This window comes from Chryseolinea sp. H1M3-3 (assembly GCF_029360725.1).
In the GTDB taxonomy this organism is placed as follows: Bacteria; Bacteroidota; Bacteroidia; order Cytophagales; family Cyclobacteriaceae; genus Chryseolinea.
Genome location: NZ_JARKMY010000014.1, coordinates 120,576 through 133,276, shown reverse-complemented (window position 1 = coordinate 133,276; position 12,701 = coordinate 120,576). Strand labels below are relative to the sequence as shown.

Genomic DNA, 12,701 nt, shown 5'->3' with positions numbered 1-12,701 from the left:
CAACTTGAGTTAAAGTTTTTCCCCAAAGCGCATGGTATTTCCTGACGGGTCTGTGACATAAAATTCCCGCCATCCCCATGTCTGATTTACGGGACCTTGGTGTACTGGCGAATCTATTTTGTAAGAGATGTCAAGGCCTCTGGCTAAGAAACGCTTGAACAAGCTGTCGACATCTTCTACAACCAGATAAACAACATTCCCCAGCACGCCATCACCGGAATGAGTAGACAAATGAATTTCAATTTCATTTTTTTTGATGATACTGTAAGCAGGGAAGTCTTCAGAAGACCAGGTGCCTACATGCTCAAAGTCAAGGATGTTTGTATAAAAAGCAACCGACTTTTCCATATCGATACATTTGATAATCGGGATGACTCTCATACAAAATTCAGAAATTCATAGTTGTCGCTTGAAAAATTCCCAGGCCTCGACATAGACGTTGATGTCGTTAGGCTCATCGTGCTTGCCCCCAACCACTTTTAACAAAACAACTTCTGGTTTACCAGGAGCGCGATAGGTATACCGTTCTATCTTTTTTCCGTCGGCAGGGTCATTGTCTGGAATATTTTCTTTGGTCGGATCGCCTTTATAGCCGGCAAGCCTCGCCCAATATTGGAAGGTATCGTTGGTTGATCTGACGGTTCCCATGATAAAATTCCCGGCGGGCATTAAACCTCCCTCGTATGGATTGACGGGGTCAGCCGTTCCGTTGACAATCATCACAGGAACAGCAACTTTTGCTTCAGTGCAATCCATATTTTGATCGTCGGGAAGATTAGCGATGAGTGCCGTAATAGCACGGAATTTTTCAGGGATTGTCAGCGCAAGCTTATAACACATGTGGCCTCCGCCGGAACTTCCGATGGCAAAAACCTTTTTGTCGTCAATCTTATATTTTTCCTTGAAGTAGTTGATCATTGCTAAAAAGAAAGCCTGCTCGTCAATGTTCTCCTTATTTGCAAGTGAGCTGGCTACCTTCCGGCATTCATTCCAATATTTTTTATACCCGTTTGGATAGACAAGCAATATATTTTCCGACCCGGCTTTTTGCGCAAGCTGCGTGGCTTTGTTAATCATATCCTTTCCATTTCCGCCGGATCCGTGAAGTAAAAAAACTAGACTGGCGCCCGGCTTCGGCGGTTGCGACGTGTTGAAATAGAACGACCGGTAATTTCCGTCTACACGGAGAGAATCACTGATGACCTGAGCAAAGAGTTTATTTTCTGAAATTATACAACAGAGCAGAAAAATCCCGGAGAATCTTATCATGGATATATGTTTAGGCATAAAAGTTAAACGTAAAAAACGAATTGCGAAATCCATGTTTGGATGACTGGGAAATTTTTGGGCCCTCTAAGCCAAAATGGAAAGCTGTAGTTACAGTTTTCGGTATTAAACCGATTGAACAAGCTAATTTCAACCATTTTTTTAAAAACACCCCCGTTAATTGTTAATTCCACCATCGCTAATTCTTGCAACTTCCTATCAATTTTGATCCAATTCAGAACTAACCCAACTGGATCACACAATAAAAAAACGAACCCAGACTATGTTAGAAATTGTGACGCGCATTTTGAAACCGCAGAGGGTAATACTTTTGTGTTTCATGTTTGTCAGCTTTGTTGCTTTTGGGCAACAAACAGTTACTGGATTGGTGACCAATGAATCGGGTGAGCCAATTCCGGGCGTAAATGTAGTTATCAAAGGAACGACGAAGGGCACCGTAACCGACGTAAACGGTAATTTTAGCATCCAGGCCGCTGCTTCGGATGTTTTAGTGATCTCGTACGTTGGATCTGCTACACAAGAAGTTGCCGTTGGATCGCGAACTACTGTTGATATACAATTGGTCGACGATGCTACCGCATTGCAAGAATTGGTCGTGGTTGGATACACATCTCAATCAAAGGAACTGGTTACAGGCGCAATGTCACAGATCGACACAAAACAGGCGCTAGCGCTTCCGATTGTTAACGCAGGTCAGGCCTTGCAAGGTCGTGCGTCAGGGGTTCATGTCGTGGGAGGGGGGCAACCAGGCACTACACCTTTGATTCGGATTAGAGGATTTGGAACAACCAATGATAACGGACCTTTATATGTTATCGATGGTATGCAGACTACAGATCCCAATGTGCTGGCTCAAATAAATCCTAATGATATAGAGTCTATCAATGTATTAAAAGATGCGTCCGCAGCAATCTATGGCGCAAGGGCGTCTAACGGCGTTATTATCGTAACAACAAAATCAGGTGTCAAAGGTGACAAACCTTTATTCAGTTTCAATTCTTACGTTGGAATACAAAAAGTTGGAAAACTGCAGGAGATGTTAAATTCTCAGCAGATGGGTGAAGTTATTTGGCAAAGTTTTAAAAACACCAATGCACCCCTTAGCCATCCTCAATATGGCACAGGTCCTGACCCTGTAATTCCAACCTTTATTCGCGGTACGGATGCCTTACCCTATGACCCTGTTACCAACAAGATTACACGTGCAAGTCAAGGTACCGATTGGCAAAACGAAATTTTTGAAACAGCACCCATCCAAAACTATGATTTATCGTTACAAGGTGGAGGAACACGAAGTAAATATTTGGTTGCCTTAGGTTATCAAAATGCTGAAGGTATTCAGATGCATACTGGTTTTGAGCGTTATGCAACGCGAATAAATACGGAGTTTGATGTTACCGATAATATCAGATTTGGAGAACACTTAAGTTTGGCGTATACAGATCAGTTAGCGCAAAATCAGATCGGACTAGCACAAGCAACGCCGCCACTCGTTCCTGTATATGATGAAGGTGGAAATTTTGGTGGATCCGGACCGTCTACTTCATCAGGGCTGAGTAACACAAATAATCCTGTTGCAGAATTAATCCGTGGAAAAGATAACTTCAACAGAAATCTTCGCTTGTTGGGTGATGCTTACCTCGAAGGAGTGTTCTTGAAAAATTTTACTTTACGTACCACGATTGGTGTAACCTATAATGACAATCAACAGAACTTTATCACGCGCAAAAATCCAGAAGCTCCGGAACCTCGTGCAACCAATACACTGCGGGAAATCAACGGAGTAAGTAATTCATGGGTATGGACCAATACCCTGCGATGGAGCAAAACAATGGGCGATCATGGCCTAAACGCCTTAGCAGGAATAGAGGCCTTGAGTCAGCAGAACAGAATCAACGATATAAATGTCCGCGATTTTCTGTTGGAAGACCCTGACTATATTATTCCTGTGGCTGGCACAAGTGTGCCTACAATTTTGCCGACGAGTGTTTATGACAAAAGCACACTATATTCTTACTTCTTTAACGCCGATTATGCTTTTAAAGGTAAATATCTGGCAACGTTTTCTTTGAGAAGAGATAGATCATCACGATTTGCCAGTGGCTACAACACGGGAGTGTTTCCATCGGGAAGCATTGGATGGATTATAAGTGAAGAAGAATTTTTAAAAAGCGTGTCGTTCATTTCGAGGTTGAAGTTGAGAGCATCGTATGGATTATTGGGTAACCAGGATGTACCCCGAACCAATCCTTATCTAAACCGGTATGCTGCTCAGCAGGAAATTGGTTTCTACCCTATCGGTGGCAATGCCGTTTCTACCGGCGCGGTCTTAACATTTTTAGGTACGCCAAACCTGCAATGGGAAACCTCAAGGCAGTTCAATGTTGGTTTTGATCTTGCGTTATTTAACAATGATTTGAATTTGTCTTTTGATGTGTTCGACCGGGATACAAAAGATATGATTGTCATCGATCCATTGCCAACGACTTCCATCGATGCCTTATCGCCCTTTATAAATGCCGGGGAGGTAAACAATAGGGGTGTGGATATTTCAGCCAGCTATGGAAATACATCCAAACAGTCTACCTTTAAATGGAATGTAGGGGTCAACGTGTCGGCTTATAAAAACAAAGTTGTTAAACTTAACGATGATAATCCTAATGCATTTCTACTCGGATCGGTTTTTCGTTCAGGAGTGATAACCCGTACTTCCAAAGGTCTTCCTATATCATACTATTATGGGCGCGAAGTTATTGGTATTTTCCAGGATGTTAACGAAGTGGCTGCTGCGCCTTCCCAGGGTTTCGCAACGCCTCAGGCAGGCGTCGGACGATTCCGTTACAGAGATGCCAATGATGACGGGGTTATCAACGATCTTGATAGAGTTGTATTGGGAAATCCTCACCCGGATTTTACTTATGGCATCAACATCAATCTGGGTTATAATAAGTTTTTTGCCACTTTATTTTTTCAAGGCGTCCAAGGCAATGAGGTTTACAACTTCACCAAGATCGGTACAGATTTCCCAAGCTTCTTCAATAGCAATCGCAGCACTCGCGTATTAGATTCCTGGAGTGAGTCGAACCGTGACGCTAAACTTCCGGCTTTACACACAAGTATCGTGAACAACGAGTCACAACCAAATTCATATTTTGTTGAGGACGGCTCCTATATGCGATTGCGTAACCTTCAAATCGGGTATAATTTTGATCTTCCAAACCTTGGTGTTAAGAACGCACAAATCTATTTGCAAGGAATAAACCTCTTCACGATTACAGATTATTTAGGAGCAGATCCGGAAATGGGTACTGGTAATGCCGGCGACGACCCGAATCCACCCGCAATGGATCTAACGATAGGGGTAGATCAAGGGAGATACCCGATTGCAAAATCATATTTGCTGGGCTTAAAGTTTAGTTTCTGAACTAAAGTAAGTAATGAGATGAAAAAGAAAATAATAGTATTCATATTGACTGTAGCAGTGATTTCCTGCGATAAGGATTTTACAGAAGTGCCATTGAAAGGTAGTTTGGATTCAGAATCATTGGCGACGGAACAAGGTGTAGACCTTCTTTTAATTGGCGCATATTCAATGCTCGATGGCTTTCGATATGGTCTTTCCCAGGACTATCGTTCGAGTGGTGATAACTGGTGGTTTGATGTTGTCTCTGACGACGCTCACAAAGGCGCTGACAATGGCGACCAGAATGAATTGTATCTGCTGGAACACTACGATTGGTCTACTGGTAACCCATGGATTAAGGACGAATGGATTGGACCCTTTGCCGGTGTAAATCGGGCAAACGCAGTTTTAGCACAAGCTAAGCTGGTGGAAGGTGTAGATCTTACAAGACAGATTGCTGAAGCCAGGTTTTTAAGAGGGCATTTCAATTTTGAATTGCAGCGCACCTACAGAAACATTCCTTTTATTTCAGAAGATGATCTGTTAGACCCAAACAAACCAAATCCCGGACCTATTTGGGATAAGATTGAAGAAGATTTTCAGTTTGCCATCGACAACCTTCCGGAAACACAGGCCCAGGTTGGACGAGCAAATCGCTGGGCCGCCAAAGCTTATATGGGCAAAGTTTTGTTGTACCAGGAAAAATGGAGTGAAGCGGCATCGATACTTCAGGATGTCATCAATAACGGACCTCATGCATTGAATGCCGAATACGTGGATAATTTTAACTTAGCAGGCAAAAACAAATCGGAATCCGTTTTTGCGATTCAATTCTTAAATGATGCCGGTGAGTCTTTCAATGGAAACAGAGGGGGCACATTGAACCATCCGGCTGGTGGTCCTTTGAATACTTGCTGTGGATTTTATCAACCCTCGCAAGACCTGGTGAATTCATTTCAAACGGATGGTGCGGGACTTCCTCTTTTGGAGTCGTGGAATCAAAGCGATGTCAAAAATGACCAAGGGATATCTTCTTACCAAACGGATTCAAATGGTACGGTTCTTTTAGATGAAAATGGCAATCCAGTTCCTACAGCATTCACGGTACATGCCGGACCCCTCGATCCACGGTTAGACTATACGGTCGGCAGACGGGATATTGATTTTAATGGATGGGGAAGAAATCCCGGGTTTGCTTGGGTGAGGGTTCAATCTGCAGGAGGTCCGTACATCGCTTCTAAAAGTACGTACCGCGCCGACGAGACCGAAGCAAAAGGGAATGGCGGCGCATGGGGACAAGCGCGGCCAGGTATTAATTATAACATCATTCGTTATGCAGATGTATTGCTAATGGCGGCAGAAGCGTTGGTTGAAATAAACGAATTAGGCACAGCGTTAGATTATGTAAACCAAGTTAGAAACAGGGCCAAGAACATGACTTATGTACCGACGGTGCCTGGTGTTAATCCTACTAATTACGAGATAGAACCTTATCCGAGTTTTCCGGACCAATCGTTTGCCCGCAGCGCCGTCCGTTTCGAACGAAGGATAGAATTGGGGATGGAAGGTCATCGGCTGTTTGATCTGATGCGTTGGAAAATATTGCCTGAGACCATCAACACCTATTTCGAAAATGAAGAGCGAACTATTCCAAATATTAACATCGACATTCCTGCGACAGAAAAGCACCTTGTGTTTCCTATTCCGCTAGACGCAATAGATTTAAGCAGGGGTGTGTTAAAACAAAATCCCGAGTGGGAATAGCGTCTTAATTATGAAACAATCAATCACCTCACAATAATTCTTATACACAAAACCCAAGTTTTACTTATGAAATACGTATTCGTTTTTGCCTGGTGCCTTGTAAGCGGAATATCATTCGCTCAGCAAAAAACCATTGGGATATTTAAGAACAACAAAGACATCGGCAAACCGATCAATGCAGGCGGTGCATCTTACGACGAAGCTACGCAATCATACACTTTGAAAGGAGCGGGATATAACATTTGGTTTGAACGTGATGAATTCAACTATCTGTATAATAAAATTGGGGGTGATTTTATTATTACCGCAAATTTTGAATTCATAGGAAAGGGAACAGATCCTCATCGTAAAATCGGTTTGATGGTTAGAGAGTCAGAGGATGAAAAGGCAGCAGGTATCAATGCAACCCTACACGGCGATGGGCTTACTGTTCTTCAGTGGCGTGAACTTCGGGGGGCTTTTATGCGTGATCCGGAGGATGAAATCTTTCCTCCGAAATTTAATTACACCATCATGCAATTGGAGCGTGTCGGTAAAAACATCATCATGCGTGCAGCCCACCCGGGAGAACCACTTCAGATGCTAGGTTCTCATACATTGAACAGCCTGAAGGACTCCGTGTTGGTCGGTCTGTTCATTTCGTCACATAACAAAGATGTTGTTGAGCAGGCACGTGTTTGGAATGTACGCATTGACCGTCCTGTGCCCGACAATTATAACCCCGGTAAAGAAGGATGGATCGGTTGCCGTCTTGAAACTATGAATGTTTTTGATGGGAAAAGAAAAGTTATCTACGAAAAAAATGGACGGTTTGAGGCTCCCAACTGGATGACTGATGGTAAAAAATTGTTGATCAACATGGATGGCTCATTGTACACAGTTCCGGTAGAAGGCGGAGAGCCTCAAAAATTAAATACGGGAAGCGCCAACAGGCTTAATAATGATCATGTGATCTCATTTAACGGTAAAATGATTGCCATCAGCAATCATCGCGAAGGAGCAACAGGTGGTGGTTCAGCCGTCTATGTCCTTCCGGTTGAAGGTGGTGAGCCAAGGCTGATCACGGAGGAAACACCGTCTTATCTGCATGGCTGGGCGCCGAACAATAAAGAAGTTGTCTATGTCGCGACACGCCCCGACAATCCAACGTACGACATCTACAAAAAAACTATTGATGGAAAAAGCAAAGAAGTAATGCTTACCAATACTGCTAAAAATGAACATGTCGATGGCTGCGAGTATTCACCCGATGGAAAATATATTTACTACAATGGTAGCCAATCCGGGACCATGCAAATCTGGCGGATGAAACCAGATGGAACCGGACATGAACAGCTGACTTTCGACCAATACAATAATTGGTTTCCGCACATATCACCAGATGGAAAGTGGATCGCATATATATCATTCCCTTATGATATTCCGGTCAACAGTCACCCGTCTTATAAGAGAGTAACATTAAAGTTAATGCCAACGGCTGGAGGAGCTCCGAAAGTAATTGCTTATCTGTATGGTGGCCAGGGAACAATCAATGTTCCATCCTGGTCGCCCGACAGTAAAAGCATTGCTTTCGTGAGCAATTCAGGTAAATAAATTGCATTTAAAACCCTAAAGAGTTACAGGTCTTTCATCACGTTAATTGGGTTTTGTGATGAGTAAGTAGCAATAGGCTTCGGCCTATTGCTTTTATTATGAATAGACTTTTCAGAATCAAACAGCCTCAAGGTCTCATGCAACTGTGCTTTTTTAGTTGCCTTTAAAGTCTTTTTTCTTTTTATGACCACCTGCATAAAATTCACGGGAATTTTCCACCAATCGATAGCTTAGACCATTATTTTCTTATTATTTTATAAGAAGCAAATGTGCGAAAGGCAACGAATATTGGGCGTGCGCAACCGTGACTGTCATATGATTTTATTTAGGTTATCCACATTAATATGCGTGGTATCAGGGTTAATTTTCTGTACCCATTTCAATTCGTTTGGCCAGTATTCCAACACCATTAGCAATATCAAGTTCGAACAGCTCTCTGAAGGTCTTTCCGAAAAATCAGTCACCTGTATACTTCAGGATCAAAAAGGTTTTATGTGGTTTGGGACGCGGAATGGATTGAATCGGTATGATGGTGTGGAATTTAAGATCTATGAATTTGTATACGATGATACCACAAGCTTGAGTGGGAACTTTATAAACTCGTTGGTTGAGGACAGCTTGGGAAACCTTTGGGTAGGAACGGTGGATGCAGGTCTGAATTTATACGATCGAAAAAGGGATATTTTTATTCGGTATCAGCCGAAAGCCGGCGACCCAAACACGCTCAGTGATAACTGGATATCGGACCTGTACCGTGATAGCAAAAATAATTTGTGGATCGGCACCGAGAAGGAAGGGCTGGATCTATTAGAACCAGGATCGACGAAATTCAAACATTTTAAAAAAGACCCTTACAATAATTTCAGCCTTAGCAACAACCATGTCCGGGTGATTTTCGAAGACGCAAAATCAAACTTATGGGTAGGAACTTATGGCGGTGGCCTCGATCTTTTCGATCGTAAGCAAAATAAGTTCATCCACCATCGGCATGACCCGCAAAATGAATCGACAATCAGCAGCAACTATTTATATTCTTCATTAAAGGATTCTGAAGGAAATACCTGGGTGGGTACACGCGAAGGATTGAATCTTATTGTAGAAAACGAAAATGGCTATAGTTTCAAAAGGTATAAACCAAACATAAAAGACCCTACAGGGCTCATTCATAACATTGTATTGAGCATTGCGGAAGATAACCTAGGAAGACTCTGGATAGGAATGGAGAATGGCGCATTAACCATTTACGATAAAAAAACTGAGACGTTTTCTAATTTTTGGCCAAATCCCCTTGATCCAACAAGCATTGGCAGCAATTCAATATGGTCGGTTTATAAAGATAAAATGGGCACCATTTGGATCGGGGCAAGAAACCGCGGTATCAACAAATGGGACAAGTATCATACAAAATTCGTACATCATATACTTCCGCCTTCCGGCAATCATAAACTTGCAAACAATGACGTACTCTGTTTCGTCGAGGACAACGAAGGAAATTTGTGGATAGGGACAGACGGCGGCGGACTCAATTACCTGGACAGGAAAACAAATAAATACACACACTATGTCCATGATCCCAGCGATTCTAAAAGTTTAAGTAGTAACTCTGTAATTTCACTTGAACTTGATAGCTATGGCGATCTGTGGGTTGGAACCTGGGAGGGCGGATTGAACAGGTTGGATAAAAAGACCGGCATCTTCCATCGCTATTATAATGATCCTAATGATCCTAAAAGTATTGGATCGAATTATGTGTTTTCAATTTTTGAAGATAGTGCTGGAAAATTGTGGGTGAGCGCATTTTACGAAGGGTTGGATTTGTATGACAGGACAACAGACTCATTTATTCATTTCAAACGCGACGTGAGCAACCCAAGGGCTATCGGTCACAACAGGGTGTTTACCATGTTTGAAGACAGTAAAAAGAATATGTGGATAGGCACAGAGGGTGGCGGACTAATACACATGGAAAAAGATGAAAGGGACCAACCTATCTTCACCAGTTACCGCTATAATCCCAAAGACCCGACAAGCCTCAGTAGCAATTTGATCAACGCTATCTACGAAGACAGCCGGCACAATCTATGGATTGGAACCTGGGCAGGATTGAACAAATTCGATTATCAGACAAAAACATTTAAAGCATTTAGGAAAGAGGACGGATTGGCAGACAATGTAGTGTATGGAATAATTGAAGATGGTGATGGAAATTTTTGGGTGAGCACCAATCAAGGTATAAGCAAGTTTGACCCAGTAAACACTCACGTCGAAAATTATAATACGGCCGACGGCTTACAAGCGCAGGAATTTATTCGCGGATCGTTTTTGAAAAGTAAGTCGGGCGAGTTTTTCTTTGGTGGCGTTAACGGGTTCAATTCTTTTTATCCCAATGAGATTACCGACAATCCCAATATTCCTCCGGTTTATATAACTAACTTCTGGATTTACAATGATCTTATAAAACCCGGCTTGGCTGATTCGCCTTTAGAGTCGAACATTACCGAAACGGAAGAAATCATCTTGCCCTACACACAAAACGAATTCACATTTGAATTTGCCGCCTTAAATTATTCGCAAGCATTCAAAAACAGGTACTCATATTATCTGGAGGGGTATGACAAGAACTGGCACGATGCAGGTCCTCAACGTAAGGCTAGCTATGCAAAAGTGCCGCCTGGGTCGTATACATTCCGTGTAAAAGCCACGAACAACGATGGTGTTTGGAATGACAAAGGAACCACCTTGCGAATTATTGTTAATCCACCGTGGTGGAAGACTTGGTGGGCATACACAGTTTATGTTATGGCGGTTATAGCTTTGTTTTTATGGTACCGACAAAACCTCATCAACCGTGAACGTCTCAAGAATGATCTTAAGGTAGAACACCTTGAATTAACAAAAATGCAGGAAATGGATAAACTGAAATCATATTTCTTTGCAAACATCTCGCACGAGTTTCGTACACCCCTCACGTTGATTCTTAGTCCGATAAGAGATATGGCTGCAGGAAACTTTAAAGGCGATATCCGGAAACAATATCAAATGGTTATTCGGAACGGAGAACGCCTGCTGAGGCTTATCAACCAGCTCCTGGACCTTTCCAAACTGGGAGCAGGAAGCATGAAGTTGAAAACTTCCTGTCTGGATGTCGTTCAATTTCTGAAACCAATTGTCGCGGCATTTGATTCCTACGCGCAGCGGATGAAGATTAAATTTATTTTCGAATTTCCCGTTGAGCCAGTGCTGGTTTATTTTGATCCCGATAAGTTTGAAAAGATCATCACCAACCTTTTATCAAATGCATTTAAGTTTACACCCGAAGGTGAAATAAAGTTATCGGTAAGAGTTATTGCTTTGCCAGAAAAATCGAAAGACAAAGATTTTAATAAGAAGATAGAAATTGCAGTAACAGACAGTGGCGCTGGAATTCCTCAAGAGTACATCAGTTCAATCTTTGATCACTTCTATCAGGTTGCTCACCATAGCAACTCGGAGGGCTCGGGTATTGGATTGTCGCTGACAAAAGAGTTAGTGGAATTGCACAAGGGCGAAATACGTGTTGAAAGCATTGAAGGAAAAGGATCTTCCTTTAAAGTATTGTTTTTATTGGGCAAAGATCATTTGACCGCGGCAGAAATTGATGAAAGTGATGGGCCAATTGTTGCCGGCAATAAAACTATTATTGGGTTTGATAACATCTATGCTTTGGGGCCGGCACCCTCATTGGAAATGACAACGGAAAATGAAGGACACAATGATTTGCCGCGCATCCTCATAGTGGAAGACAATACGGATATGCGCACGTACATCAGACAAAGCCTGGAAGAATGCTTTCAGATATTTGAATCAGCAGATGGCAATGATGGCGTTAAGAAAGGAATGGAAATGATTCCCGACTTGATTATTTCAGATGTCATGATGCCAGGCATGGACGGAATAACGTTATGCCGGACATTGAAGAATAATATTTACACTTCGCATATTCCTATCTTATTATTGACTGCAAAGGCGGATTTAGAAAGCAAAATCGAAGGACTTGAAACAGGAGCTGATGAATATTTATCAAAACCATTTAACTCATATGAGTTGAAGGTTCGGGCAAAAAATTTAATCCGATCCCGTGAAATATTGAGGGCAAGATTTACCGAAAGCAAAAAGTTGATACTGGAACCTAAGGAGATCAGTATAACTTCTCTGGACGAAAAATTTTTAAAGAACGTACTGTTGATCATTGAAAAAAATATTGCTGATTCAAATTTCAGAGTAGAGAGTCTGGGAAAAGAACTTGAAATGGATTCCCTGGCAGTATATCGTAAGATAAAGGCACTCACTGGTCAAACCGCGGTCGAGTTTATACGAACCATCCGCTTGAAACGCGCCGCTCAATTACTGAAGCAACAAAAATTGACAGTCGCCGAAGTAACTTATAATGTTGGCTTCAATGATTTGCAATACTTTCGAACTTGTTTCAAAAAACAATTTGGTTTAAGTCCATCAGAGTACATGACGAAAATTGAGTCGGGAATAGATATCTGATAAAAGGAAAATCCGAACTTACAATTCGTGAGGTAAGTGCTTTTTGATCCACCACCTTGTGGTATTTTTATTGAAATCCATTCAGTAAGGTATCGAAACTGTAAATCGTTCGTTAATTTCA

6 protein-coding genes are annotated in these 12,701 nt (G+C 42.1%); 4 read left to right on the top strand and 2 right to left on the bottom strand.

Going from position 1 to position 12,701, the window contains the following annotated elements:
• Nucleotides 1-9: 9 nt before the first annotated feature.
• A complete protein-coding gene (locus P2W71_RS21765) occupies nt 10-381 on the bottom strand; it encodes a VOC family protein (protein ID WP_276373492.1) in 372 nt (123 codons plus the stop codon).
• A 15-nt stretch (nt 382-396) separates the two neighbouring features.
• Entirely contained in the window at nt 397-1,269 is an 873-nt protein-coding gene (locus tag P2W71_RS21760) for a poly(3-hydroxybutyrate) depolymerase (RefSeq protein WP_276373490.1), read from the bottom strand.
• A gap of 337 nt (nt 1,270-1,606) precedes the next feature.
• Between P2W71_RS21760 and P2W71_RS21755 the strand changes: the two genes are divergently transcribed.
• The 4 genes from P2W71_RS21755 to P2W71_RS21740 all read left to right on the top strand — a co-directional run bounded on the left by P2W71_RS21755 (nt 1,607) and on the right by P2W71_RS21740 (nt 12,580).
• Nucleotides 1,607-4,711 carry a TonB-dependent receptor gene (locus P2W71_RS21755; RefSeq protein ID WP_276373488.1) on the top strand — a complete coding sequence of 1,035 codons (3,105 nt, stop codon included), beginning with the start codon at nt 1,607-1,609 and terminating at the stop codon, nt 4,709-4,711.
• Nucleotides 4,712-4,729: 18 nt separating this feature from the next.
• Nucleotides 4,730-6,454, top strand: coding sequence for a RagB/SusD family nutrient uptake outer membrane protein (locus tag P2W71_RS21750; RefSeq protein ID WP_276373487.1), 1,725 nt, complete (start codon nt 4,730-4,732; stop codon nt 6,452-6,454).
• A 66-nt stretch (nt 6,455-6,520) separates the two neighbouring features.
• The gene (locus P2W71_RS21745; protein WP_276373486.1) at nt 6,521-8,047 is read left to right on the top strand and encodes a DUF5050 domain-containing protein; all 1,527 of its coding nucleotides are present in this window, start codon (nt 6,521-6,523) and stop codon (nt 8,045-8,047) included.
• A 315-nt stretch (nt 8,048-8,362) separates the two neighbouring features.
• A complete protein-coding gene (locus tag P2W71_RS21740) occupies nt 8,363-12,580 on the top strand; it encodes a two-component regulator propeller domain-containing protein (protein WP_276373485.1) in 4,218 nt (1,405 codons plus the stop codon).
• Nucleotides 12,581-12,701 lie beyond the last annotated feature (121 nt).

Coding starts and splice junctions, on each gene's coding strand:
- P2W71_RS21765 (WP_276373492.1), bottom strand. CDS start 381: ATGAGAGTCATCCCGATTATCAAATGTATCGATATGGAAAAGTCGGTT.
- P2W71_RS21760 (WP_276373490.1), bottom strand. CDS start 1,269: ATGATAAGATTCTCCGGGATTTTTCTGCTCTGTTGTATAATTTCAGAA.
- P2W71_RS21755 (WP_276373488.1), top strand. CDS start 1,607: ATGTTTGTCAGCTTTGTTGCTTTTGGGCAACAAACAGTTACTGGATTG.
- P2W71_RS21750 (WP_276373487.1), top strand. CDS start 4,730: ATGAAAAAGAAAATAATAGTATTCATATTGACTGTAGCAGTGATTTCC.
- P2W71_RS21745 (WP_276373486.1), top strand. CDS start 6,521: ATGAAATACGTATTCGTTTTTGCCTGGTGCCTTGTAAGCGGAATATCA.
- P2W71_RS21740 (WP_276373485.1), top strand. CDS start 8,363: ATGATTTTATTTAGGTTATCCACATTAATATGCGTGGTATCAGGGTTA.